This window comes from Arthrobacter sp. TMN-49, assembly GCF_054511095.1.
In genome coordinates this window covers 29,510-53,031 of the sequence record NZ_JBTNDH010000019.1, presented here as the reverse complement: position 1 = coordinate 53,031, position 23,522 = coordinate 29,510, and the positions used below count along the sequence as shown (strand labels likewise).

The window sequence follows — 23,522 nt, the reverse complement described above, 5'->3', positions numbered from 1 at the left end:
AGATGAGCACCCAAGAATCCAATGAAAGCACGACGGCGGCGCCCGGAGACAGTGCCCACCGCTGGCCCCTGTGGGAAGTGTTTGTCCGCTCCAACCGCGGCCTGAGCCATGTCCACGCCGGTTCACTCCATGCGCCCGATGCCACCATGGCCCTGCGCAACGCCCGCGACCTGTACACGCGCCGCAACGAGGGCGTGTCCATCTGGGTGGTCCCGGCCGACGCCATCGCCGCCTCCGACCCCGACGCCAAGGGCTCCTTCTTTGAATCGCCCCAGGGCAAGGACTACCGGCACGCCACGTATTACACCAAGAGCGAAGGGGTAAAGCACCTGTGAACGACTCGTCTGCTTCGGCCACTCGGATCACGCCGGGCAATGCGCTGCGCCCTGAGGACATTGCCCTGGCTACCCGGCAAGGGGCGGCCAAACCAAGCGAAGACATTGCACAGTACGCCCTGCGCCTGGGCGACGATGCCTTGATCCTGGCGCAGCGCCTGAGCCACTGGATTTCCCGTGCCCCGGAACTGGAAGAGGATGTGGCGCTGGGCAACATCGCCCTGGATCAGCTGGGCCACGCCCGCTCCTTCCTCAGCTATGCCGGGGGTGCCTGGGACAAGTCCGAGGACGACCTCGCCTACTTCCGCCGCGAGCCCGAATTCCGTTCGGCGCACCTCTTTGAACAGCCCAACGGCGACTTTGCCGCAACGATCGCCCGGGCATTCATCGTGGCCAACTACCAGTTCCCGCTCTACCGGGAGCTGACAAAATCCGCCGACCCCATGCTGGCCGCCATTGCCGCCAAGGCTGTCAAGGAAGTGGACTACCACCTGGACCACAGCACGCAGTGGGTGCTGCGCCTGGCCGGTGGCACGGATGAATCCCGCCGCCGCATGGTCACCGGGCTGACCTTGATGTGGCCGTTCGTGGGGGAGCTGTTTGAGGACGACGCCCTGACGGCGCGACTCGGTGATGCCGGCGTCGCCCCCTCGAGCCTGCGCGCGGAGTTTGACCGGGCCACCGGAGAAGTCCTGGCCGAGGCGGAACTGGACGTCCCGGCGTCGCCCTTGGCCACCGGCGGCGGGCGGCACGGGCGCCACAGTGAACATCTGGGCTACCTGCTGGCCGAGATGCAGGTGCTGGCGCGCGAGTACCCCGGGGCCAGCTGGTGACCGCCATGGACACGCTGGGCAAGACCGCCCAACAGTTGGTCTGGGACATCGCCGCCACGGTCACCGACCCCGAAATCCCTGTGCTCACCATTGCGGACCTGGGCATCCTGCGCCGCGTTGAGGTGGACGACGGCGGCGGGCCGGGCACGGCTGCCGGCAAGCCAGCCGTGCGCATCACCATCACCCCCACCTATTCGGGCTGCCCGGCCATGGACGCCATCCGCGAGGACCTTCTGCGCGTATTTGCCGCCGAAGGCTACAGCGATGTCACTGTCACGATGGTGTTGGCCCCGGCCTGGACCACTGATTGGATGACGGGCGCGGGCAAGGCCAAGCTGGAGGAATATGGGATCGCCGCTCCCAGCGGACAGGCCAGCGCCGGTGGCCACAGCGGCCGAGTCCGGCTGTCGCTGGCGGTCAAATGCCCGCAATGCCAGTCGTTGAACACCAAGGAAATCACCCGCTTCGGCTCCACCTCCTGCAAGGCCCTATACGTCTGCCAGGACTGTAGGGAACCCTTTGACTACTTCAAGGTGCTCTAATGACCATCCCCACTGATGCCGCAGCCCGGCGCCGCGCCGCCTTTCACACACTGACAGTAGCCCAGGTCCGCCGGCTCACCGAGGACGCCATCGAGGTCGCCTTCGCCGTTCCGCCCGATCTGGCCGGATATTACGACTACCTGCCCGGGCAGTACGTTGCCCTGCGCTTGCAGATGCCCGACGACGACGGTGTGAACAAGGAGGTGCGCCGCAGCTACTCCATCTGCGCCGCCCCGGTCCAATTCGAGGACGGCAGCTCCGAGATCAGGGTGGCGATCAAACGCGACCTTGGTGGACAGTTCTCCACCTGGGCAAACGCCGAGCTGAGAGCCGGTGCCACCATGGACGTCATGAGTCCCATGGGCGCGTTCATCTCCAAACATGGCGACGTCTCCAATGTGCTCACCGGCATGAACCACCCGGAAGACCTGGTCCGGGGGGCCGGCACCTTTGTGGCCATCGCCGCCGGCTCCGGCATCACTCCTGTCATCGCCATTGCCCGAACCCTGCTGGCCGCCAACGCCGGCACCCGCTTCGACCTGATTTACGCGAACAAGGCGTCCATGGATGTGATGTTCCTGGAGGAACTGGCCGACCTCAAGGACCGCTACCCCGCTCGGCTGGCCGTGCACCATGTGCTCTCCCGGGAGCAGCGCATCGCCCCGCTCATGAGTGGACGGCTCGACGCCGACAAGCTGGAGGCGCTGCTGGGCACGGCCATCCACAGCGACGACGTGGACGAATGGTTCCTGTGCGGGCCGTTCGAACTCGTCCAGCTGTGTCGCGACGTACTTGCCGCCCGCGGCGTGCCAAGGGACCGGATCCGTTTTGAACTGTTCACCACCGGCACACCCAGCCGCCCCGAGGGGCAGGCGGGCCGCCGCGTACTGGTGGACGAATCCGAGGACAACTACAAGATCACGTTCACCCTCGACGGGCTCAAGGCTGACATTCTCAGCCCCACCCACGCCCGCGAATCCATCCTCAATGCCGCCCTGCGCGTGCGTGCCGATGTCCCCTTTGCCTGTGCCGGCGGAGTATGCGGGACGTGCCGGGCCAAGCTGGTTTCGGGACGCGTGGACATGGAGGAAAACTATGCGCTGGAGCCGGAGGAAGTGGACAACGGCTATGTCCTCACCTGCCAATCCCGCCCCACCACCGCCGAGGTCACCGTTGACTATGACGTGTAGCCGAGGCGCTCACGTGCTCGCCATAGCCGCCTCGACGGTCGAGCCGCCGCCCAGCCAACTGAGGAGTCACCGTGATTGAACTTTCCATAGCCGGTGGCGTTGCCGAGCTGGTGTTGAATGCGCCGGGAAAATTGAATTCGCTCACCGAGGGCGAGCTGGGAGAGCTCGGCGCCGCGTACGACGAGGCTGCTGCGGCCGCGGCGGCCGGCAGTGTTCGGGCTCTGCTCCTGCACGGTACGGGGCGGGCATTTTGTGCCGGCCGGGACATCGCCGGTGTTGACGGGGCCAACGACGATGCGCACCGCTACCTTGAAGCCCTGACCCCGCTGTTGAAGAAGATGAGCACGTTTCCGGCGCCAACCTTTGCCGCAGCCCACGGGGCCTGCCTCGGTGTGGGCTTGGGGCTGCTCATCGCCACGGACGTGGTCTATGTGGCAGACACCGCGAAGATTGGTTCCCCGTTCGGCAACCTCGGGGCCACGCTGGATTCCGGTGGGCATTGGCTGTTTGCTGAACGCCTGGGCATGCACCGCACCCTTGACTTGATCTACACCTCCGAACTCATGAGCGGGGAAGAAGCCGTCAAGGGCGGCTTGTTCAGCAGGGCCCTGCCAGCAGCGGGACTACTAGAGGCCACGCGGGCGGCCGCCGCAAAAGCCGCGACAGGACCCACCCAGGCGTTCAATGCCAGCAAGGAACTCGTGGCAGCGATCCGGGACCGGCGGCTGGGACTGTGGGACGCCGTCGTACTGGAAAACGCGGCACAAGTGGGGCTGTCCCACACGGCTGACTACGCCGAAGGGTTCGCGGCCTTCACCGCCAAACGGAGGCCCGGGTTCACGGGACGCTAGTTGAGCGGCCGCGTGCCAACAGGGAGGGCGCCGTTGTTCATGAGGTCCGCCGCCGCATCCGCGATCGCCGTCAGGGCCACGCGCTGGATCCATGGGCCGTAGGAAATGCGGGTGACTCCGAGCTCCTGCAATTTTGCCGGACTGAGTGAACCCGGAACGTTGATGACGCTCACCTTGCCCCAACCAATGCCCGCAACCAGCGCGGTGACGGTGGCCTCGTCCAGCTTTCCGGGGACAAAGACGCAGGTGGCCCCAACGTCCAGGTATGCCCGGCCGCGTTCGACGGCGGCCTCCAGCACGTCCCGCGGGTCGCGGTCCCCGGCCAGCAGGAAAGCGTCCGTACGTGCGTTCAGGACAAAATCGATTCCTCCCGCCGCGCCGGCGTCGGCCGCCTGCTTCATCTGGGCAATGGCTTGGGTGAGAGGACGCATCTGGTCCTCAATATTGGCGCCCACAATGCCCACGCCCATGGCCTTCTTGATGGTCTCGCCCGGGTTGCCGTACCCGGCTTCAAGGTCGGCCGAGACGGGAAGGTCCGTGGCGGCGGCAATGCGCCCCACAGCATCAATCATGAGTTGGACTGGAATGCGCTCGCCGTCCGCATAGCCCAGGGAGGCCGCGATTGAATGACTGGCCGTGGCGAGAGCCTTGGTGCCCGGTAGATCCGCAATAACTTTGGCCGTGATTGAATCCCAGACGTTGACCAATTGCAGGACTTCGGGTGCTTGGTGGAGACGGAGGAGTTCGGTGGCTTTTTGTGAAGTGTCCATGGTCCGAGCCTACGCCCCACGCCCACCCGACTGCTCCCTCCGGCTCGCAAGCTCGCCGGCGGGCACTAGGCCGCTATCTGGTGTCCAGATCCTCGAAGATGAGAAATGTTTGCGTGTCCAGGACTCCCGGCATGGATTGGAGCCTGTCAAAGATGACCTTCCGCAGGCCTTGATTGTCTTCGGCGCGGACCAGCAGGATGACATCGAAATCGCCGCCCACCAAGGCAATATGGGCCACCTCGGGGATGGCGCGCAAATCCTCCCGAAGTTCGCGCCAGGAATGCTGGCTCACCTTCAAGGTGACATAGGCGGAGGACTTCAAGCCGGCTTTGACTGGGTCCACCAGCGCGGTGAACTTGGTGAGGACCCCGTCGGAGGTCAATCGGGAGATGCGCGAATACGCATGGGCGCGGGAGATGTGGACGTTCTCCGCGACGGTGCTCACCGACATGCGGCCGTCCCGGGTCAGTTCGGCCAGGATCTTTTTGTCCACCTCGTCGAGCGGGGGTGTGGAACTTTCGGTCATGGCACTCCTGGATGCTCTTGGCGGTGAAAGACGTCCGGGAAAAAGCCGGGACTGTAACGCCGCTCACATGTCATTATGTCTCTCAGACTACGGTTCTTGATCGGCAAATTCCAGAGAATCGCAAAACTATGGATACAAAACGGTGAGAATCACATACTGAAGGGACAGAACATCTTTATTTGTGCGCGCCCTGGGTTGTTGTGCGGGGTGAGTCGACTACCCAAAGGAGGGCCGAGGTCAATGACGACCCACCCTGAATTCCTCGAGACCCAGAGCTATCTGTTGCCCTCGGCCGAACCCGTCCAACTCATCGCCGCCGACGGCACGCAGGCACCAGCCAAGCAGTACAAGGAGCCCTACAAACTCCCCGAGATGGCGACGCTGCTCGAAGGCTACGAGCGGCTGGTGGTGGGTCGGCGCGTGAACGATCAGGCGGGGGCATTGGTGCGGCAGGGGCGCATGGCCGTGTATCCGTCGTCGCACGGGCAGGAAGCCTGCCAGGTGGCGGCGGCCATGTCCCTGCGGGGCAGTGACTGGCTCTTCCCGACCTACCGCGACACCGTGGCAATACTGGGCCGTGGGGTTGACCCGGTTGCCGCGTTCGAATCGCTGCGCGGTGACTGGCACGCCGGCTTCAACCCCCACGACTACAACACGGCCAGCCCCGCCACGCCGCTGGCTACCCAGCTGTTGCATGCTGTCGGGGTGGCGCACGCGGCCAAGCTCCGTGGCGAGGACACAGTCGTCCTGGCCCTGTGCGGGGACGGTGCCAGCAGTGAGGGTGACTTCCACGAGGCCCTGAATTTTGCCGCCGTCTTCCACGTCCCGGTGGTCTTCCTCATCCAAAATAACCAATACGCCATCTCCGTCCCGCTCATCCGCCAAAGCGTGGCCCCGTCCCTGGCTCACAAGGCCGTGGGCTATGGGATGCCCGGCGAGCGCGTGGACGGCAACGACTTGGCCGCCTTGCTTGCCGTCGTGGGTCACGCGGTGCACCGTGCCCGCAACGGGGGCGGGCCGGCGCTCGTGGAGGCGCACACCTACCGGATGCAAGCGCACACCAACGCCGACGACGCCACCCGCTACCGCAGCGACGCCGAAGTGGCCCAGTGGGTGCCCAAGGACCCGCTGCTCCGGGTGGAAAAATACTTGGACGACGCGGGGGCGCTGGCTGCCGCTGACCGCGAACGCATCGCCGTGGCTGCCGAAGCCTTGGCCAGAACGCTGCGTGACGGGCTCAACGCCGAGACCACTGTCGATCCCTTGGACCTGTTCCGGTACGTCTACAGCGAGCCGACACCCCAATTGCGTGAACAAAGCACCCTGCTTGCGGCGGAACTGGCCGCATCGAATGCCACCTCGGGAGCATCATCATGACGACCATTGCCCAGACACCCCAGCCAGCCAAACCGGCCGGTCAGCAAGGAGAGACGCTGACGGGTGTCCAAACCATCACTTTTGCCAAAGCCCTGACCCTGGCCATGGCCGACGCCATGGCCGCCGATCCGGCCGTCGTCGTCTTTGGTGAAGACGTGGGCACCCTGGGTGGGGTGTTCCGGGTGACCGACGGGCTCACCAAACAGTTCGGCGAGGAACGGTGCTTTGACACGCCGCTCGCTGAATCCGGGATCATTGGCATGGCCACCGGCATGGCCATCAACGGCATGAAGCCCGTGGTGGAGATGCAATTCGACGCCTTCGCCTACCCCGCATTTGAACAAATCACCAGCCATGTTGCCAAACTGGGCAATCGCACCCGGGGGCACGTGCGCCTGCCCCTGGTCATCAGGATTCCCTACGCCGGCGGGATTGGCGGGGTGGAACACCACTGTGATTCCTCCGAGGCCTACTATGTGCACACGCCGGGGCTGACGGTACTCACGCCCTCCACCGTGGCCGACGCCTACATCATGCTCCGTGACGCGATCGCCTCCGTTGATCCGGTGGTGTTCCTGGAACCCAAAAAGCTGTACTTCACCAAGGACACTGTTGACTTGGATGCCTTGCGCGCCCGGTATGCGGACGGTGCCGAACGCGGGGGTGCCGCTGCCGCACCGTCCACGATCGGCCACGCAGCCATAGCCCGTCACGGCACCGACGCCACCTTGATCGCCTACGGCCCGTCGGTGGCAGTCGCGCTCGCGGCCGCCGAGACCGCCGCGGCCGAGGGCCGCTCCCTGCAAGTCATCGACGTGCGCTCCTTGGTGCCGTTCGACGACGAAACAGTCACCGCCGCCGTAAAGTCCACCGGGCGGGCCATCGTTATCGCCGAAGCTCCCGGCTTCGCCTCCATGGCGTCCGAGATCGTGGCCCGCATCCAGGAACGCTGTTTCCACTCGCTCGCCGCACCCGTGCTGCGGGTCACCGGCTTCGACATCCCCTACCCGGCGCCCAAACTCGAAAAGTACTACCTTCCCGGCGTGGACCGCATCCTCGACGCCGTCGACAACCTTCAGTGGGAGACCTCATGAGCCTGCAAGTATTCCTCCTCCCCGACCTGGGCGAGGGCCTTGTCGAAGCCGAACTTGTCACGTGGCTGGTGCAGGTGGGCGACGCCGTCCATGTGGACCAACCCATCGCCGAGGTGGAAACCGCCAAGTCGGTTGTTGAGGTGCCGTCACCCTTTGAAGGTGTTGTCGACACCTTGCACGGCGCCGAAGGTGACACGCTGGCGGTCGGCAAGCCGCTCATCTCCGTGGCGCGTCCCGAAGCGGGCGGTGCTGCCGTGTCTGCACCGGCACCCGGACTAGCCGCCGTCGCCGCTGAAACGGTGACCTCGGACGCTGCCGCGGGGTCGGGCAACGTCCTGATTGGCTACGGGACCTCGGGGCATGGCGGACCGGGGCGGAGCAGACCCGCGCTGCGCCAGGACCTTCATGCTGACACCACGGCGAAGGCCACGGGCCGGCCCGTGGCCGCCCAGCTCGTCGCCTCGCCCCTCGTGCGGAAACTGGCCCACGACCACGGCCTGGAGCTCGCCGACATTCCCGGTTCAGGTGGTGACGGCCTCATCCTGCGTCGCGACGTTGAAGGGGCCGTGACCGCCCGGACCGCACCGAAGACTGCGGCGCCGGTGAGTGCGGCACCGGCTAGCGCGGACGCCGTCGTCGATCAGCGGACGGGCCTCGCAGTGGCCAGCAGGACGCCACTGACCGGGGTGAAGAAGGCGGCAGCTGCGGCACTGACCCGTAGCCGGGCGGAAATTCCTGACGCCACAGTGTGGGTCGACGTTGACGCCACGGCGCTCATGGAGCTGCGGCGGGAGCTGAAGGGCAAGGATGGTGCAGCGCCCAGCGTGCTGGCCTTTGTGGCACGCTTCGTCACGGCAGGCCTGGGCCGCTTCCCGGCACTGAACATGCAAGTCACCCAGAACGCGCTCGAACAAGAGCTCGTGGAGTTTGCCGGCATCAATCTTGGCATCGCGGCCCAGACGGATCGCGGACTCATGGTGCCGGTGATCCGTCAGGCCCACGGCCTGAGCGTCCGCGCCCTTGACGCGAGGATTCGCGCCGTGACCCAGGAGGCCCGCGACGGCAGGGTCGGGCCGGAGGCGCTTCGCGGGGGCACCTTCACTCTCAACAACTACGGCGTGTTTGGGGTGGACGGCTCGGCCGCCATCATCAACTACCCCGAGTCCGCCATGCTGGGGATTGGGCGCATCATGGACAAGCCGTGGGTGGCCAACGGTGAGCTCTGCGTACGCCAAATGACCGAGCTGACCCTAGCCTTCGACCACCGGGTGTGTGACGGCGCCGTGGCAGCGGGCTTCCTGCGCTTCGTCGCCGACGCCATGGAGAACCCTGCCTCCGTGCTGGCCGACCTCTAGCGCCAAATCAGCAGGAGGGCTCATGGCCGGTGCATGGCAACCGTTGGGCAGCGGCATCTACTGGATGGCAAGCTCCCCGGACAGGGCCTTGGTCAACACGGGACTTGTCGTGGGTGCCGCACGGGCGCTGGTGATTGACACCGGGTGCGGTCCGCGGCACGCGAAGGAAATTCTGCTGGCCGTGCGTAGCCTCACCACTTTGCCCCTTCTGGTGGCCAACACCCATGCGCATTGGGACCACTTCTTCGGAAACGCCGTTTTTAGGCACGACGGCGCCACCGAGTTTTGGGCGCACGCCAGCGCCGCACGGACCGTGCGGGAAACGGGAGATTCGCAACGGCGGGAGGTTTCCCGGATTGAGCCGGAAATGGCTGCCGGCGGAGGGCCAGGTACCGAGATTGTGGTGCCCACGCACGTGGTGGCCGATGTTACGGCAACGCTGGATCTGGGGGGCCTGTGCGTCGACTTGTTCTCGTTAGGCCGCGGCCATACGGACGGCGATCTGATGGTCGGGGCTTGTGGCGTTCTGTTTGCCGGTGACGTGGTCGAGGAAGGTGGCGAACCGCACTTCGAGGATTCGTATCCGCGGGACTGGGTTCAGGTTCTGCGCCAGCTGGCAACCATGGGGGATCGGTACCCTGTTGTGGTGCCAGGGCACGGGCGCCCGGTGACACCGGAGTTTGCCGCACAGATGGCCGACACCATGGCAGCCAGCAATCCGCCAAACTAATCCCCTGGGGGCCGGGTTTAGAGTTGGGACGGTGAGTAGCAAAGCAAACCCCGGTGACTTTAACCTGTGGTCCATCGCCGTCCCGGCGTTTGGGCCATCATTGCTGTTTGGCATAGGCGAAGGCGCCATCCTTCCCATTATTCCCCTCAGCGCCCGGGACCTGGGCTCATCCCTGGCCGGTGCCGCACTGGTGGTGGCCCTGATCGGCGTCGGATCGCTGGTCAGCAACATCCCGGCCTCGCTGCTGACAGCCAGGTTCGGGGAGCGGCTGAGCATGATGGGCGCCGCCGGGCTCAGCCTGATCGCCCTGCTGTTGTGCGGTTTTGCGGCCAACCTTTTGGTCTTTGGTGCCGGCGTGTTCCTCATAGGTGCCGCGGCGGCCGTCTTCAATCTGGCCCGGCAAAGTTACCTCACCGAGGCCGTGCCGCCGCTGATGCGGGCACGCGCCATGTCCACCCTGGGCGGAGTTGGACGCATTGGCCTGTTTGCCGGCCCGTTCATTGGCGCGCTGGTCATCCATCTGGTGGGCCTGCAAGGCGCCTACTGGGTTGCCGCGGTGGCCATCGGTGCCGCGGGGGTCCTGGCCTGGTGGTTGCCGGATCTGGTCAGCGGCAACGGTCCAGCACCCAAAGGGCCCATGCCCACCGTCGGCTCCTTGATCGTGGCCAACAGCAGACTCTTTCTCACCATAGGCATTGGCGTCATCCTGGTCAGTGCCGTGCGATCGGCCCGCCAGGTGGTGGTGCCTTTGTGGGCCGACAACCTTGGCCTGGAACCGGCCACGACGTCGTTGATTTACGGCTTGTCCGGCGCCATTGACATGCTGGTTTTTTATCCCGCCGGGAAGCTCATGGACAAGAAGGGGCGCAATTGGGTTGCCGTGCCGTCCATGACGTTGATGGGCATTGCCTTGTTGCTCATGCCGCTCACCACAGGTGGCGTGTCCCTGCTGCTGGTGGCGCTCCTGATTGGTTTCGGCAACGGCATCGGCTCCGGAATGATCATGACGCTGGGGGCCGACTACTCACCCCGCCATGGCCGGGCCCAATTCCTGGGCATCTGGCGGTTCCTGTCCGACTGTGGCGGGTCCAGTGGCCCAGCCATTCTCGCCGGACTCACGGCGGTGGTGTCACTGTCCTTTGGCATCGCAGCCACCGGCCTTCTGGGGTTGGCTGCGGCAGCTGTGCTGGGGTATTGGGTGCCGCGCAGCAGGCCAGCCCCACCGGGACAGTAGCTTCCAGCGAGTGGGTTAGGAACGGCGTCGTACGGGCAAAGTGAATAGCAGCGTGGCCGCCAGCGTCAGCCCATAGCCACCGACAACAATTTGGCCCGCGCCCGCGAAGAAATAACTGGTGGTGCTGACGGCGGCGGAGGCGGCGCCAAGGATCACGAGGGTCAGGATCCCGGCGGCAACGGCAAAAAACGCTGCCAACGCCGTCCACCAGCGGGAGGAGGCCCAGTGCGCCCCCGAGCCCAGCCACACATTCCAGCTAGGACCTGTCCGCATGACAACAAGTGCGGCCAGGGCTGTCCACAGCGCCACCAGGAAGAACGCGGCCAGCACGTCGGCGGGGCGGTGCCACTGGTTGATGAGCGTGGAAATTCCGGCCAGGATGGCGTAACTGCCTCCCACAAACGCCACGGCCGGGCGCCACCGGGGGGACACCACAAGGAACACGGCGGCCGCGGCACTGGCGGCCAGAGTGCTATGCCCCGACGGCAGCGAATTCAACGCCAACGTGGACACGCCCAGAGGCGGGCGGTCGGGCAGCCCGGCCTTGATGAGCTGGGTGGAGAAGTTTGCCGCGGCCATTGCCGTGATGGCAATGCCTGCGGCCTTCCACCGGCGCCGTGTCACTGTGACGAACAAGATCACCACGGCGGCAATGACCACGGAGGTGGCCGGCAGCAGATCCAAGAGCTGCGCCGTTTGGGTGCCGATGCGTTCCCGGGCAACGGCCGCCTCCACCAGAGCGGACTCGTCGATGAACTGCCCAACGGTGGTATTGACGAAGAATCTATACGTCAAGAGCAGTCCGGCCAAACTTATCAATGCCGCTGCCAGGAAAGGCCACGCAACAATTCGTGGCTCGAGTGTTCCGCGTGGGCCTGTGCGTTGAGATGCGGCGTGGGTATTCATCGACTCTAGGTTCCCACAGTTTCATGGGAACACGCTGATTTTGGGGCTACAGTGAAGACATGTTTTTGCTCCCATCCCTGGATGAAATCCTGGCCAGTGCCCACGTTGTTTCACTCCCCATGCGGGTGAAATTTCGGGGTGTGCAGACCCGCGAGGTGATGGTGTTCCAGGGCCCTGCCGGGTGGGGCGAGTTTGGTCCGTTCCTTGAGTACGACGACGACGAGTCCGTCAGGTGGTTGGCGTCAGCCCTGGAGGCTGGCTGGCTGGGGCAGCCGGCACGGGTGCGTGATTGGGTGCCAGTCAACGCCACGGTTCCGGCTGTTTCGCCGGCCCAGGTGCCGGCGGTGCTGGCAGCTTTTGACGCTGTTCACACAGTGAAAATCAAGGTGGCCGAGGCAGGGCAGTCCCTGTCCGAGGACGCCGCCCGTGTGGGGGCTGTGCGGCATTTGCTGCCCGAGGCCAAGATCCGGGTGGATGCCAACGGGGGCTGGGATGTTGCGCAGGCCGTGTCAGCGCTGCGGATGCTCTCCGTGTTTGGGCTCGAGTATGCCGAACAACCCGTCGCGTCCATTGCCGAGATGGCAGCCGTGCGCAAGTCACTGCGCGGCGCTGTGATGATTGCTGCCGATGAAAGTGTCCGCAAGGCCACCGACCCGCTTGCCGTGGCCCGTGCCGGGGCCGCTGATCTTTTGGTGGTGAAGGCCGCCCCACTGGGGGGAGTCCGGCGCGCCTTGGAGATTGTGGCTGAAGCGGGGCTGCCCGCAGTGGTGAGCTCTGCCCTGGATTCCTCGGTGGGCATCAGCGCCGGGTTGGCACTGGCTGCTGCGCTTCCAGAGCTGCCCTACGCCTGCGGTTTGGGCACAGTGTCCCTCATGGCGGCCGACATTGTGGCGCCAAGCTTGGTGGCAGTGGCCGGCGGCATGGCCGTGCGCGAGGTGGTGGCTGACCGGGAGCTGTTGGCGGAATGCGCGGCGCCAGCAGAACGCCGTGACTGGTGGTTGGGGCGGCTGCGACGCTGCTACGCACTTCTCTAATTTCCGGGGTGAATCCCTGATGTGCTCTTGATGATTAGATGGGGCTGTGACTTTTCTTAGCTCAATGGACTCCGCCCGCTACGTAATAGACGCGCTGGAACGCGCTGGAGTTGTTCATGTTGTGGTGGCCCCGGGATCCCGCAGCGCACCTTTGGTGTATGCCCTGGCCGAGGCTGAAGCCGACGGTAGGATGCGCAGCTACGTGCGCATTGACGAGCGGGTGGCCGGATTTACGGCGCTGGGACTGGCACTGGGCACGGACGGCCCCGTGGCTGTGATGACAACCTCCGGAACCGCCGTGGGCAATCTCCTGCCTGCCGTCATGGAAGCGAACCATGCAGGAACCCCGCTTGTGGTGCTCTCAGCCGACAGACCCGATGAACTGCGCGGCACGGGGGCCAACCAGACAACCCACCAGTTGGATCTCTTTGGTGAGCATGTGCGTTTTGCCACAGACGTTGGAGCAGGCATTGATCCAACAGCCGCCATCGCCACCGCCCTCAGTGCTGCCCGTGGCCGGCTCGAGGGAATCCCGGCAGGGCCCGTTCAGGTCAATCTGGCGTTCCGGGACCCGCTGACCCCGGCGCTGGATGGTTCCGAATGGGAACGGTTGCTGCCAGTTGTTGACGCGCCCGGGGCAAGCGTTGAGCACGAGGAAGCCGTGGCACAATCGGAGCCCGACATGGTGTTGCCCGCCACAAGCCACAGGACAGTTGTGGTGGCCGGGCACGACGCCGGGCCCGACGCCGAATACTTTGCCCGCAAGCTCGGGTTGCCGCTGCTGGCAGAGCCCTCCTCCAACGCCCGCTTCGGGCCCAACGCCATTGGGCCCTACCGCCTCCTGTTGGAGAGCTTTGGGCCCGAAAGCGCCCATCCGATCCAACGCGTAGTGCTCTTTGGCCGGCCCACCTTGTCCCGGGAGATCAGCCACTTGATGGCCAACACGGGGCTGGAACGGGCACTGTACTTGCCAGCGCCCGTGCCGTGGTTTGAACCCGGCCGGCGACCGGAATTGATCTTGACCCAGTGGGATCAGTTGCTTGGCTTCGCCGGTTGTGGCCCTGCGGGCTGGCTTCAGGCCTGGCAGGATGCGGCTGACCGGGCCGAAACAGCCCTCGAGGCAGTGCTGTCCCAGGTACCGGACACCCAAACGCTGACGGGACAGTTGGTGGCCCGCAGGCTGTGGGAGCGGGCCCAACAGGATCCTGGCAGCAACCTTGTGCTGGGTTCCTCCAACCCCGTGCGTGACGTGGACCTGGCCGGCAGGCCCACACTCGAGCGCAACGCCCGGGTCTTCGCAAACCGCGGTTTGGCCGGTATTGACGGCACCGTGGCCACAGCCACCGGCGTGGCCTTGGCAACGCACAAGTCAACCCGGGTACTCATCGGGGACCTGACCTTTTTGCACGACGCCGGGGCCCTCAACATTGGCTCCAGCGAGCAGGCGCCCCCGCTGCAGATCGTTGTCTTGAACGATTCCGGTGGTGGCATCTTCTCAGTTTTGGAGCACGGCGAGCTCGGTGCGGCACCGGACTACGCGGCCACCGTCGAACGGTTCTTTGGGACACCGCACACTGTGAACCTTGCCGCCCTGGCCGCCGCCTACGGTTTCAGCCACACCCTTGTCAGCACGGCAGCCGAATTGGCTACTGCGCTGGCAGGGCCGGTGGCGGGCCGGCACATCGTTGAGGTGGTGGCCGCTCGTGAGGGTTTGCGTGAGCTGCACGCCCGCATCGCCGCTGCCATAAAAACAAAATAACGGAAAAGCAAACTGACCCGCAGAAAACGCCGAAAAGTCACGGGAAACCCGTGACTTTTCGGCGTTTTCTGCGGGTCAGTTGCAACGCGCGGGTTAGAGGACCCTGCTGAGGAACTCCTTGGTCCGGTGATGCTGCGGGTTGGCGATAATGTCGCGCGGGCTTCCGCTTTCAACCACCACGCCGCCGTCCATGAACGTCAGGGTGTCGCCGACTTCGCGGGCAAAACCAATCTCATGGGTCACCACGATCATGGTCATGCCTGACTTGGCCAGTTTCTTCATGACCTCAAGAACATCGCCCACCAACTCGGGGTCCAGTGCCGAGGTGGGCTCGTCAAAGAGCATCAACTCCGGCTCCATGGCAAGCGCCCGGGCAATGGCAACACGCTGCTGCTGTCCACCCGAAAGCTGGGCAGGGTAGAAGTTGGCGCGGTCGGAAAGACCCACCATCTCCAACAGTTCATGGGCCTTCAACTTGGCCGCCGCCTTGGACTGACGCTTCACCTGGGTGGGTGCCTCAATCACGTTTTGCAGGGCTGTCTTGTGCGGGAACAAGTTGAAACGCTGGAAGACCATGCCGATCTCACGGCGCTGCCCCGCGATTTGCTTGGTGTTCAGGTCATGCAGCCGACCATTGACGTCCTTGAAACCAATCAGGGCGTCGTGGACATAGATCCGGCCGGCACTGATTGTTTCCAAGAGGTTGATGCAGCGCAGGAGCGTTGACTTTCCTGAACCCGACGGGCCGATGATCACAGAAACCTCGCCGGGCTTCACCGTCATGTCGATGCCCTTGAGTACGTGATGCTCGCCAAAGAATTTGTGTACGCCCTGGATATCCACCAGCGGCTTGACCCCGGCGGCTGCCGGCGTGGCCGTTGAATTTGTGTCGGTCATTGCTTGCCACCTTCCGTGGTTCCGTCGGCGTGTTTCGCCGGGTTTGCATGAGCCGCAGCGACCGCTGCCGTTGCCTTGACCGGAGCCTTCATGACGTTATCCACGCCCTTGCCAAAGTGCCGCTCAACGTAAAACTGGCCCACCATAAACACTGAAGTAATTACCAGGTACCAGAACGCGGCAACCATCAACAGTGGGATGGGCAGGAACGTCCGGCTCGCCAGGGCATTTGTCACGAAGGTTAGATCCAGCGTGAACGGTACTGCCAGCACCAGCGAGGTGGTCTTGAGCATGCCGATGGTTTCATTTCCCGTGGGGGGAATGATCACACGCATGGCCTGGGGCAAGACGATCCGCCACATGACCTTCGACCTGCGCATGCCCAGTGCCTCAGCAGCCTCCATCTGGCCGTTGTCCACGGATTTCAGGCCGGCGCGGAAGATTTCGGCCAGGTATGCGGATTCATTCAGACCCAGACCGACGATTGCCGCGACAGTGGCATTGATGACAGTGGCCGTGTCCCAGGAAAACAGTTCCGGTCCGAACGGGACACCCACAATGATCTTCGGATACAAAGCGCCAATGGATCCCCAGAACAACAGCTGTGTGTAGACGGGTGTGCCACGGAAGAACCAGACCCACACCCATGAAACGTAGCGGAACAGCGGGTTATCCGACTGGCGCATGAACGCCAGCAGGATGGCCAGCACAATGGCGATGACCATGGAGCTGGCGGTCAGGAGCAGCGTCCAGCCCACACCCTGGATGACAAGAACGTCAAACACATAGGTTCTGAACGTTCCCCAATAGAACTTCTCATTGGTGGTCATTGACTGGATGACCAGGATGAGTGCCAACAAGATGGCGGCGGCGCCAACCCACCGCCACGGGTGACGGACTGGAACAGCGTCGATTAGTTCCAGTCCTTCACGTGCGCCACGTGCAGATCTGCGAGAAGCTAGGGGGCTCAAGGGCTAGCCCGCCGTCGGGTTCAGGACAGCCTTCGGCAGTGCGCCGTCCGTGTTGTTCCACTTTTCCAGAATCTTCGTGTAGCTGCCGTCCTCGATCAGCTTGTTCATGACCTTCTCGATCACGCCGGCAAACTCAGTGTCAGCCTTGGCGATGGCGATGCCCTGTTGGGCTGCGTCGTAAACGTCGCCCAGTGTTTCCAGCTGTCCGTTGGTCTTGGCCAGGGCGTTCTTGATGATGGGGGAGTCGGCGCTCATGGCGTCGATGGTGCCACCTACCAGACGGGTGGTGACTTCCGTCTGGTTCTTCAACGAGATAACTTCAATGGCCGGCTTACCTGCTGCGACACAGGCCTTGGAGCGGCCCGAAACATCGGGATCCTCCTCGACGGTGCCGGTCTGCACGCCCACTTTCTTGCCGCACAGATCATCCATGCTGATGCCCTTGGGGTTGCCTGTCTTCACGGCCCACAAAACACCGGCGTTGAAGTAGCTGACGAAGTTCACTGCCTTCGAGCGTTCCGGGTTGATCGTGAAGGAAGAGATGCCCAGGTCATAGACCGTGCCAAGCTTGGGCAGAATGCTTGCGAAGTCTGCGGTTTGAACTTTCGCCGTCTTGCCCAGTGTTGCTGCGATGGCCTTGGCAACGTCCACGTCGTAGCCGATGGGCGTCTGGCCGTCCTTGTCCAGGAATTCGGCTGGTTCATACGAGGTGTCGGATCCGACGGTGAGGGCGTCTTTGCCCTTGAGTGAATCCGGCAACATGGCGATCAGGGCATCGTCCTTGGCGACGGTGGTGGGATCGAAGGCCGCAGCACCACCAGAATCTGTGGTGGCGCCGGGTTCCGGATCTTGGGAGGCGGTGGTGCAGCCCGTCAATGCCAATGCTGCGACGGCCGCGACTGCTGCAAGCCGAACTGTCAGCTTGGTTGAAATTTGCATTTTTGACCCTTTGTTTCATGGAGCACTGTGTCGATGAAATATAGTGTAGCCCCGCGTGATTTGCATCACGGTAAACGACATTTCACTATTGAACAACTTATTGACCAAGCTAGCAAGTCTCACGAAGCAGCTTGTGTCTGAGATTCCGGACTTCAAGGTCCAATTTAAGGGGTCTGGTTGAGATTCAAGGCTTGAAGCATGGGGCGGAATTTTGCCCAGGTCTCAGCAAGTTCCGACTCGGGGTCCGAGGCTTCCACAATGCCGGCACCGGCATAGAGGCGCACGTTGTGAGGGTCCTCCAGCACTGCTCCGCGCAAGGCGATACCCCATTCGCCGTTGCCGTCACCGTCGAGCCAACCCACGGGGCCGGCATAGGGCCCACGGTCCATTTTCTCCAACTCCAGGATGAGCTTTCCGGCTTCGTCCCGAGGGGTGCCGCACACGGCAGCTGTGGGGTGCAACGCCTCAACCAAGGCCAAGGAACTGGGCAAATGCCCGTTGGAACTGGCCAATTCGGCCGTGATATCCGAGGCCAGGTGCCACACATTTGGCAGTTCCAGAATGAAGGGTTCAGCAGGGAACACCAGGTCGCTGGCGAACGGAGCCAGTTGCCGGATCAGGGACCGGACAGCGAAGTCATGCTCCTGACGCTGCTTGAGGGAACCGCCGAGAACGGTGTCGGCGAAGCCTGAGGAGCCGGCCGGTTCATCTTCCCTGTCCAGGGTCCCGGCAAGAACCCGGGCCTGGGCCACCGACCCATCAATCTTGATCAAAATCTCTGGTGTGGCGCCCACCAGGCCGTGCACGCCGTAGGTCCAGCATTCGTCGTAGAGGCGCACCAATCGTTGCAGAATTGAAACTCTCCGCACGGGTTCGGCGAACGTCGCCACCACGTCGCGGGCCAAAACCACCTTTTCCAGCCCGCCCCGGGCGATGGCTTGCACACCGGCGGTGACTGAATCCTTCCACTGCGCCTCGGTGAGCGCCCCGGAACGCACCGTGCCAGCTGGGGTGGGCTCCGGCGTCGAGCCTTCAGAACGTGACGGGCCAGCCATCGCCGACCGTAAGAGTGGGAGAGCCGATTCGGTGGCGGGGACCGTGCCGTCGAGGGTCATCTGGGTGAGCCAGGCTGTGCCGTCGGCAAAACCCACCACGAGTGCCGGAACAATCAACACCGATTCAAAGCTGCTGGTCTTGGAGAAGGCAAAGGAGCCAAACGCCATGGCGCCGGTGCCGGGCAGTCGCAGGGGGTTGGAAATCTGGGCGTCCACCAGCAGGGACTTCCACCAGTGTTCGGCGTCGGTAAAACGCCCCGGCCCGGTACCTGTGAAGGCGGCGATTTCACCAAAGCCCAGAAGGCCTTCGCCGCGCCGCAACCAACAGAGCGGATCTGTGTCGCTCAGGGACATGAGCAAGCTGGCCGGGCCGGTCACGCCAAGCTCACCCAGCGAGGCCGAATCCAGGGCCGTGGTCAGGGTGCGCAGCGTATGGGTGCCCGAGGAAGCAGTCATGATGAGTCCAGATTACTCGCCCATAGACCCAACTTTGGCTCAATCCCGGTGTGATCGCCCACAAGTGGCGTGCGTCAATGCACGATCCGCTTCAAAGTTTGAGAGACTAGGGGGGTGAAGCGTGCATCCTTGGAGAAGCGTCCTGAAGAAATGGCCGCCATGTTTGACGACGTGGCCCCCAAATACGACATCGTCAATGACATTCTGTCCCTGGGGCAGACGCGCCGGTGGCGCCGCATTGTGGTGGACGCAGTTGGTGCTGTGCCCGGCCAAAGGGTCCTTGACCTGGCCGCCGGCACCGGCACCTCCAGCGAGCCCTATGCAGACGCCGGTATTGATGTGGTGGCCTGCGATTTCTCGGTGGGCATGTTGAAGGTGGGCAAGCGTCGCCGCCCCGACATTGACTTCATCGCCGGGGACGCCACCAACCTGCCCTTCGCCGACAACTCCTTTGACGCCTCCACCATCTCCTTTGGCTTGCGCAATGTCATGGACCCGAAGAAGGCGTTGCGGGAAATGCTGCGCGTGACCAAGCCCGGCGGCAAGCTGGTGGTGGCCGAGTTCTCGCACCCCACCTTTTCCCCGTTCCGCACCGTATACACCGAGTATTTGATGCGGGCGCTGCCACCCATCGCCAAAAAAGTTGCCTCCAACCCGGACGCGTATGTGTACCTGGCTGAGTCCATCCGGGTGTGGCCCAACCAGGACAACTTGTCCGCCTGGCTCACCGAGTCCGGGTGGGAGAGCGTTGCGTACAGGAATTTGAGTGGCGGGATTGTGGCGGTCCACCGCGCCGTCAAGCCACCGCGGGCCGCTGGCTCTTCCACCGCCCCCGCCAACTAGCGTCCGCTAACTAAAGGAACTCCACCCACCGTGAAGGTACTGATAGTAGGGGCAGGTCCGGCCGGATCCACGGCGGCCTACCACCTGGCCACCGCTGGGATTGAGGTGACGGTGCTGGAAAAGACCCGTTTCCCGCGCGAGAAGGTGTGCGGTGACGGTCTTACCCCGCGGGCGGTGCGCGAAATGGTGCTCATGGGCCTGCCGCACGACCCTTCCGAGGGTTGGCGACGGAACAAGGGTTTGCGCTTGATCGCCGGCGGGCGGCAGGTCGAGGTTCCGTGGCCGGAACTGAGCAACTTCCCTGACTACGGACTGATCAGGACCCGCCTAGGCTTCGATGAATCCCTTGCCACCCATGCCCGTGCCGCAGGTGCGCTGATCCTTGAGGGCCACTCCGTTTCCACGGCGTTGACGGACGACGCCGGAACTGTGGTGGGTGCCCGGGCGTCACTCATGGACGGCTCGGGTAAGAAGACGGGGGAGACCAAGGACTTCTTCGCTGACTTGGTGCTCGCCGCAGACGGCAACTCCACCCGCACAGCAGTTTCCCTGGGCCACGAAAAACGTGACGACAGGCCCATGGGTGTTGCCTACAGGACGTATTTCACCTCCCCGCGCCACGACGATGACTGGATGGAGGGGTGGCTGGAACTCCCGGATAAGTCCGGAAACCCGCTGCCAGGGTACGGCTGGGTGTTTGGTGTTGGTGACGGCACCTCCAATGTGGGTCTGGGCATTCTGAACTCCTCCAAGGCGTTCGGGAAACTGGACTACCGCCAGGTGCTGCGTGACTGGACGGGTGCCATGCCCGCCGAGTGGGGTTTCACCGAGGAAAACCAGGTGGGACCCATCCGCGGCGCGGCCTTGCCCATGGGGTTCAACAGGACACCCCACTACTCACCGGGGCTTTTGCTGCTCGGTGATTCCGGTGGCATGGTCAGCCCCTTCAACGGCGAAGGCATTTCCTATGCCATGGAGTCCGCCCGTTTCGCTGCCGAGTTCATTCAACGCGCGGCCGGAACTAACTCGGCACTGGCAGCCAACCATGCCTTGTCAGGTTATGGCGACTACGTCCGCGAACAGTGGGGCAGCCACTTCACCCTGGGCCGGGTCTTTGCCCAGTTGATAGGCAAACCGGCCATCATGAAACTCGCTCTTCGAACCGGCATGCCGATCCCGATGCTGATGCGTTTTGTGGTCCGCATGATGGCCAACCTCACCGACGCCGGGGAACGCGGTTTTGAGGATAGAGTGATTCATCTACTGGAGAAGCTGGTACCAGCGACCAGCAACCAAGACTTTCCCCGCACGCCCAAGCAACAATCCCTACCAATAGTTAGTGTTAAGCAGTGACTACTTCCGCGAAACATAGCTGGACCCACGCCGGACACGGGCTGCCCGAGTCGCAGGACGCCAACCCCAGCACCATGGCCATTGCCACAGGGTTGCAATTGCCGTCAGGCTTCTCCGCAGTCGCCGAGGACCCGGAACTGGGACCGTCCATCGCCATGAGCATGGCCAGGGTGGAGAAGGTGCTGCGCGAAGCCATCGCCAATTCCGACCCCCTGGCTGATGCTACGAGTCGCCATCTGGTGGAAGCAGGCGGAAAACGCATCCGCCCCCTGCTGGTCCTGCTGGCCGCCCATCTGGGTGATCCGGGCCGCAAGGAAGTGGTGCAGGCCGCCGTCGTGGTTGAGCTGACACACCTTGCCACGCTCTATCACGACGACGTGATGGACTCTGCTCCGTTCCGCCGCGGTGCCCCCACTGCCCACGAGGTGTGGGGCAACACCGTGGCCATCCTGACGGGCGACTTGATCTTTGCCCGCGCCTCCATCCTTGTCTCGGAACTGGGTGGACGGGCGCTGGGCATCCAGGCCCGCACCTTCGAACGCCTGTGCCTGGGACAGTTGCACGAGACTGTTGGCCCGCGCGAGGACGAAGATCCTGTTGAGCACTACTTGTCAGTCATTGCCGACAAGACAGGTTCGTTGGTTGCTGCCTCCGGTCAGCTTGGCGCCATCTTTGCCGGGGTGGAGGAAGACCTGCAGGACGTTTTGCTTGAATACGGCGAGAAGGTGGGTGTGGCCTTCCAGCTGGCCGACGACGTCATTGACGTCACAGGCCTGAAGCAGGTTTCCGGGAAGTCGCCGGGAACTGATCTGCGCGAAGGCGTACCCACCCTGCCTGTGCTGTTGCTGCGCAAGGCCGCCGCCGCTGGTGATGCCTCCGCAGTGCCGGTACTGGCATTGGTTGACGGCGACCTGAGCAGCGATGAGGCACTGGCGCAGGCTGTTGCCGCGCTGCGTGAGCACCCTGTCACCGCACAGTCCTGGGCGGTTGCCCGCGAATGGTCCGACGACGCGATTGCTGCACTGGCGCCCCTGCCTGAGGGCATGGTCAAGACAGCGCTCGCCACTTTTGCTGAGGCAGTAGTTTCCCGGGACGTCTAATCCCCACGCCCTCCCTAACCTCGCAAGCTCGGCCAGGGAACCCTCGGGCGCGTGGGCCCAAGCATCTGACCCGCAGAAAACGCCGAAAACTCGCGGATTTCCGCGAGTTTTCGGCGTTTTCTGCGGGTCAGATGTGTAACTAGACGCGGCCGCCCAACTTGGGGAGCACGAACGGGCTGGCAGCCTCTTCACTGTTGTTCCAATGCGTGGGTACGCTCAGGCGCCGTGCCTCCGCCGACGCGGCCGCGGCCAGGCCGGCGTCGTCAACACTGAGCATCATGCCGCTGTGCTGGAGATTGAAGAACCGGATCACCACTCGGCGGCCGTTGACGTTCCAAACGCAGGCCGGGACAACAGGATCATGCCACGGATTGGACGGCTCGCCGTAGTGTGCCGTGAGCTGGGCGCGAATCGCCTCATAGCCTGCCCGGGTGGCAGGGTCATTCGTGGACATGGAAGTGTAGGGCTGCATGCTGATGCCCATGAACTTTCCGTTGTACTGCGTCCAGGAGCTGGAAAGGTCACCCTCAAGCGGGGTTTGCAGAGCAAAGTGCGCGGCGGCCGAGACGGTGGATGAGTCGTCCCACTTGGCGCCCGAGATGAAACCCAGCCGCTGGAAGAACGCCCTGCGGTCAAAGTCGGAGCGGGGCCACATGCCCACAACCAACGTCTCCACGAGCGCCACGATGGCGCCTGGATCTGGAATCAAAGCTGGCGAATGCTCCTGTGCGTCCATATCGCTACGCTACATCCAGCGGGGGAATATTCCCATACCTGGCGACGACTAGATGGGAGCCTATTCGGAGTCGGTGAAAACCCAATCCAGCATGTCAAAAACAAACTCGCTGAAAGTGCCCTCTTCATTGATCCACGCGCCCGTGGCATTGTTGCGTCGCCACACAATCGGGTCCGGGACATCGGCCTGATCAGCCAGCATGCCCCAGGTGTAGGCTTCATCCTCGTCCTCAAGGAACAACAGGTACCCGTCCTGAACTTCCAGTTCTTCCGGATCCCAGAAGTAGTAGTACGCTTCCATGATTTCTTCGCAATTGCCCAAAGCATGCAGGAACTCCCGCAGGGCCAGCGGCACCGAAATCTTTAGTTCCGCAAAGACGTCGTCAAGGTCCGCCAGAGTGATGCCGTCGGCCTCTTGCCACGGCTCCTGAAGATACAGGGGCACCAGGCCGCGGAACTTCTCTACGAACATGTCAGACATTCATTTCTCCGAAAATTGGCGGTAGCGTTGTCTACAATTCTAGCCGGGACAAGATCGTTGGGGCGCCGCGAAGTGAGCAGACTGCCGGGTCATTGATTCATGTCCGCGACTTCCACTAGCACTGTGCGGGGATGGACGACGACGATTCTGGGGCTG

General features: G+C 63.6%; 24 protein-coding genes. 15 read left to right on the top strand and 9 right to left on the bottom strand.

Going from position 1 to position 23,522, the window contains the following annotated elements; all coding sequences use genetic code 11:
- Window positions 1-2 precede the first annotated feature (2 nt).
- The 5 genes from paaB to ACX80E_RS10525 all read left to right on the top strand — a co-directional run bounded on the left by paaB (window position 3) and on the right by ACX80E_RS10525 (window position 3,751).
- The gene (paaB, locus tag ACX80E_RS10545; RefSeq protein WP_459301881.1) at window positions 3-335 is read left to right on the top strand and encodes a 1,2-phenylacetyl-CoA epoxidase subunit PaaB; all 333 of its coding nucleotides are present in this window, start codon (window positions 3-5) and stop codon (window positions 333-335) included.
- Window positions 332-1,168 carry a 1,2-phenylacetyl-CoA epoxidase subunit PaaC gene (gene paaC / locus ACX80E_RS10540; RefSeq protein ID WP_459301879.1) on the top strand — a complete coding sequence of 279 codons (837 nt, stop codon included), beginning with the start codon at window positions 332-334 and terminating at the stop codon, window positions 1,166-1,168. Before paaB ends, paaC begins: the two co-directional genes overlap by 4 nt.
- A gap of 5 nt (window positions 1,169-1,173) precedes the next feature.
- Entirely contained in the window at window positions 1,174-1,710 is a 537-nt protein-coding gene (gene paaD, locus ACX80E_RS10535) for a 1,2-phenylacetyl-CoA epoxidase subunit PaaD (protein WP_459301877.1), read from the top strand.
- On the top strand, window positions 1,710-2,900 hold the full coding sequence (gene paaE / locus ACX80E_RS10530) for a 1,2-phenylacetyl-CoA epoxidase subunit PaaE (RefSeq protein ID WP_459301876.1): 1,191 nt from the start codon (window positions 1,710-1,712) through the stop codon (window positions 2,898-2,900). Before paaD ends, paaE begins: the two co-directional genes overlap by 1 nt.
- 71 nt (window positions 2,901-2,971) lie before the next feature.
- Window positions 2,972-3,751 carry an enoyl-CoA hydratase/isomerase family protein gene (locus tag ACX80E_RS10525; RefSeq protein WP_459301875.1) on the top strand — a complete coding sequence of 260 codons (780 nt, stop codon included), beginning with the start codon at window positions 2,972-2,974 and terminating at the stop codon, window positions 3,749-3,751.
- On the opposite strand, the gene ACX80E_RS10520 is transcribed toward ACX80E_RS10525, so the two are convergent.
- Window positions 3,748-4,521: an isocitrate lyase/PEP mutase family protein gene (locus ACX80E_RS10520; protein ID WP_459301873.1), complete on the bottom strand. Its 774-nt coding sequence runs from the start codon at window positions 4,519-4,521 to the stop codon at window positions 3,748-3,750. The two genes, ACX80E_RS10525 and ACX80E_RS10520, sit on opposite strands and share 4 nt — an antisense overlap.
- Before the next feature lie 73 nt (window positions 4,522-4,594).
- Window positions 4,595-5,047, bottom strand: coding sequence for an Lrp/AsnC family transcriptional regulator (locus ACX80E_RS10515; protein ID WP_459301871.1), 453 nt, complete (start codon window positions 5,045-5,047; stop codon window positions 4,595-4,597).
- Between the two features lie 240 nt (window positions 5,048-5,287).
- Between ACX80E_RS10515 and ACX80E_RS10510 the strand changes: the two genes are divergently transcribed.
- From ACX80E_RS10510 to ACX80E_RS10490, 5 genes are all read left to right on the top strand, one after another.
- The gene (locus ACX80E_RS10510) at window positions 5,288-6,424 is read left to right on the top strand and encodes a thiamine pyrophosphate-dependent enzyme (RefSeq protein ID WP_459301870.1); all 1,137 of its coding nucleotides are present in this window, start codon (window positions 5,288-5,290) and stop codon (window positions 6,422-6,424) included.
- 104 nt (window positions 6,425-6,528) lie between these two features.
- Complete coding sequence (locus tag ACX80E_RS10505) at window positions 6,529-7,518, top strand: alpha-ketoacid dehydrogenase subunit beta (RefSeq protein WP_459301905.1); 990 nt, start codon at window positions 6,529-6,531, stop codon at window positions 7,516-7,518.
- Window positions 7,515-8,873, top strand: a complete 1,359-nt coding sequence (locus ACX80E_RS10500) for a dihydrolipoamide acetyltransferase family protein (RefSeq protein ID WP_459301869.1) — start codon at window positions 7,515-7,517, stop codon at window positions 8,871-8,873. The genes ACX80E_RS10505 and ACX80E_RS10500 overlap by 4 nt, the downstream gene beginning before the upstream one ends.
- Before the next feature lie 22 nt (window positions 8,874-8,895).
- Entirely contained in the window at window positions 8,896-9,603 is a 708-nt protein-coding gene (locus ACX80E_RS10495) for an MBL fold metallo-hydrolase (protein ID WP_459301868.1), read from the top strand.
- 31 nt (window positions 9,604-9,634) lie between these two features.
- The gene (locus ACX80E_RS10490) at window positions 9,635-10,837 is read left to right on the top strand and encodes an MFS transporter (protein ID WP_459301867.1); all 1,203 of its coding nucleotides are present in this window, start codon (window positions 9,635-9,637) and stop codon (window positions 10,835-10,837) included.
- A 15-nt stretch (window positions 10,838-10,852) separates the two neighbouring features.
- On the opposite strand, the gene ACX80E_RS10485 is transcribed toward ACX80E_RS10490, so the two are convergent.
- Window positions 10,853-11,743, bottom strand: a complete 891-nt coding sequence (locus ACX80E_RS10485) for a phosphatase PAP2 family protein (RefSeq protein ID WP_459301866.1) — start codon at window positions 11,741-11,743, stop codon at window positions 10,853-10,855.
- Between the two features lie 59 nt (window positions 11,744-11,802).
- Here ACX80E_RS10485 and ACX80E_RS10480 point away from each other — a divergent pair, with 59 nt between their 5' ends.
- Both ACX80E_RS10480 and menD read left to right on the top strand, forming a co-directional pair.
- A complete protein-coding gene (locus tag ACX80E_RS10480) occupies window positions 11,803-12,777 on the top strand; it encodes an o-succinylbenzoate synthase (protein ID WP_459301865.1) in 975 nt (324 codons plus the stop codon).
- Window positions 12,778-12,841: 64 nt separating this feature from the next.
- Window positions 12,842-14,536: a 2-succinyl-5-enolpyruvyl-6-hydroxy-3-cyclohexene-1-carboxylic-acid synthase gene (gene menD / locus ACX80E_RS10475; RefSeq protein ID WP_459301904.1), complete on the top strand. Its 1,695-nt coding sequence runs from the start codon at window positions 12,842-12,844 to the stop codon at window positions 14,534-14,536.
- A gap of 93 nt (window positions 14,537-14,629) precedes the next feature.
- Here the strand turns inward: menD and ACX80E_RS10470 are convergent, their stop codons facing one another.
- The 4 genes from ACX80E_RS10470 to ACX80E_RS10455 all read right to left on the bottom strand — a co-directional run bounded on the left by ACX80E_RS10470 (window position 14,630) and on the right by ACX80E_RS10455 (window position 18,854).
- Window positions 14,630-15,433, bottom strand: a complete 804-nt coding sequence (locus tag ACX80E_RS10470) for an amino acid ABC transporter ATP-binding protein (protein WP_459301864.1) — start codon at window positions 15,431-15,433, stop codon at window positions 14,630-14,632.
- Entirely contained in the window at window positions 15,430-16,404 is a 975-nt protein-coding gene (locus ACX80E_RS10465; protein WP_459301863.1) for an amino acid ABC transporter permease, read from the bottom strand. Before ACX80E_RS10465 ends, ACX80E_RS10470 begins: the two co-directional genes overlap by 4 nt.
- A 3-nt stretch (window positions 16,405-16,407) precedes the next feature.
- Window positions 16,408-17,343, bottom strand: coding sequence for an ABC transporter substrate-binding protein (locus tag ACX80E_RS10460; RefSeq protein ID WP_459301862.1), 936 nt, complete (start codon window positions 17,341-17,343; stop codon window positions 16,408-16,410).
- Window positions 17,344-17,507: 164 nt separating this feature from the next.
- Window positions 17,508-18,854, bottom strand: a complete 1,347-nt coding sequence (locus ACX80E_RS10455) for an isochorismate synthase (RefSeq protein ID WP_459301860.1) — start codon at window positions 18,852-18,854, stop codon at window positions 17,508-17,510.
- Between the two features lie 114 nt (window positions 18,855-18,968).
- Here ACX80E_RS10455 and ACX80E_RS10450 point away from each other — a divergent pair, with 114 nt between their 5' ends.
- The 3 genes from ACX80E_RS10450 to ACX80E_RS10440 are packed head-to-tail and all read left to right on the top strand — an operon-like array spanning window position 18,969 to window position 22,150.
- The gene (locus ACX80E_RS10450; RefSeq protein ID WP_459301859.1) at window positions 18,969-19,697 is read left to right on the top strand and encodes a demethylmenaquinone methyltransferase; all 729 of its coding nucleotides are present in this window, start codon (window positions 18,969-18,971) and stop codon (window positions 19,695-19,697) included.
- A 30-nt stretch (window positions 19,698-19,727) separates the two neighbouring features.
- Window positions 19,728-21,050: a geranylgeranyl reductase family protein gene (locus ACX80E_RS10445; protein ID WP_459301858.1), complete on the top strand. Its 1,323-nt coding sequence runs from the start codon at window positions 19,728-19,730 to the stop codon at window positions 21,048-21,050.
- Window positions 21,047-22,150, top strand: a complete 1,104-nt coding sequence (locus tag ACX80E_RS10440) for a polyprenyl synthetase family protein (RefSeq protein WP_459301857.1) — start codon at window positions 21,047-21,049, stop codon at window positions 22,148-22,150. The genes ACX80E_RS10445 and ACX80E_RS10440 overlap by 4 nt, the downstream gene beginning before the upstream one ends.
- Window positions 22,151-22,289: 139 nt before the next feature.
- On the opposite strand, the gene ACX80E_RS10435 is transcribed toward ACX80E_RS10440, so the two are convergent.
- A complete protein-coding gene (locus ACX80E_RS10435) occupies window positions 22,290-22,886 on the bottom strand; it encodes a hypothetical protein (protein ID WP_459301856.1) in 597 nt (198 codons plus the stop codon).
- A gap of 60 nt (window positions 22,887-22,946) precedes the next feature.
- Complete coding sequence (locus tag ACX80E_RS10430) at window positions 22,947-23,366, bottom strand: hypothetical protein (RefSeq protein ID WP_459301854.1); 420 nt, start codon at window positions 23,364-23,366, stop codon at window positions 22,947-22,949.
- Window positions 23,367-23,522 lie beyond the last annotated feature (156 nt).

Coding starts and splice junctions, on each gene's coding strand:
- ACX80E_RS10520 (WP_459301873.1), bottom strand. CDS start 4,521: ATGGACACTTCACAAAAAGCCACCGAACTCCTCCGTCTCCACCAAGCA.
- ACX80E_RS10485 (WP_459301866.1), bottom strand. CDS start 11,743: ATGAATACCCACGCCGCATCTCAACGCACAGGCCCACGCGGAACACTC.
- ACX80E_RS10495 (WP_459301868.1), top strand. CDS start 8,896: ATGGCCGGTGCATGGCAACCGTTGGGCAGCGGCATCTACTGGATGGCA.
- ACX80E_RS10500 (WP_459301869.1), top strand. CDS start 7,515: ATGAGCCTGCAAGTATTCCTCCTCCCCGACCTGGGCGAGGGCCTTGTC.
- ACX80E_RS10430 (WP_459301854.1), bottom strand. CDS start 23,366: ATGTCTGACATGTTCGTAGAGAAGTTCCGCGGCCTGGTGCCCCTGTAT.
- ACX80E_RS10470 (WP_459301864.1), bottom strand. CDS start 15,433: ATGACCGACACAAATTCAACGGCCACGCCGGCAGCCGCCGGGGTCAAG.
- menD (WP_459301904.1), top strand. CDS start 12,842: ATGGACTCCGCCCGCTACGTAATAGACGCGCTGGAACGCGCTGGAGTT.
- ACX80E_RS10435 (WP_459301856.1), bottom strand. CDS start 22,886: ATGGACGCACAGGAGCATTCGCCAGCTTTGATTCCAGATCCAGGCGCC.
- paaD (WP_459301877.1), top strand. CDS start 1,174: ATGGACACGCTGGGCAAGACCGCCCAACAGTTGGTCTGGGACATCGCC.
- ACX80E_RS10510 (WP_459301870.1), top strand. CDS start 5,288: ATGACGACCCACCCTGAATTCCTCGAGACCCAGAGCTATCTGTTGCCC.
- ACX80E_RS10455 (WP_459301860.1), bottom strand. CDS start 18,854: ATGACTGCTTCCTCGGGCACCCATACGCTGCGCACCCTGACCACGGCC.
- paaE (WP_459301876.1), top strand. CDS start 1,710: ATGACCATCCCCACTGATGCCGCAGCCCGGCGCCGCGCCGCCTTTCAC.
- ACX80E_RS10460 (WP_459301862.1), bottom strand. CDS start 17,343: ATGCAAATTTCAACCAAGCTGACAGTTCGGCTTGCAGCAGTCGCGGCC.
- ACX80E_RS10505 (WP_459301905.1), top strand. CDS start 6,529: ATGGCCGACGCCATGGCCGCCGATCCGGCCGTCGTCGTCTTTGGTGAA.
- ACX80E_RS10515 (WP_459301871.1), bottom strand. CDS start 5,047: ATGACCGAAAGTTCCACACCCCCGCTCGACGAGGTGGACAAAAAGATC.
- paaB (WP_459301881.1), top strand. CDS start 3: ATGAGCACCCAAGAATCCAATGAAAGCACGACGGCGGCGCCCGGAGAC.
- ACX80E_RS10480 (WP_459301865.1), top strand. CDS start 11,803: ATGTTTTTGCTCCCATCCCTGGATGAAATCCTGGCCAGTGCCCACGTT.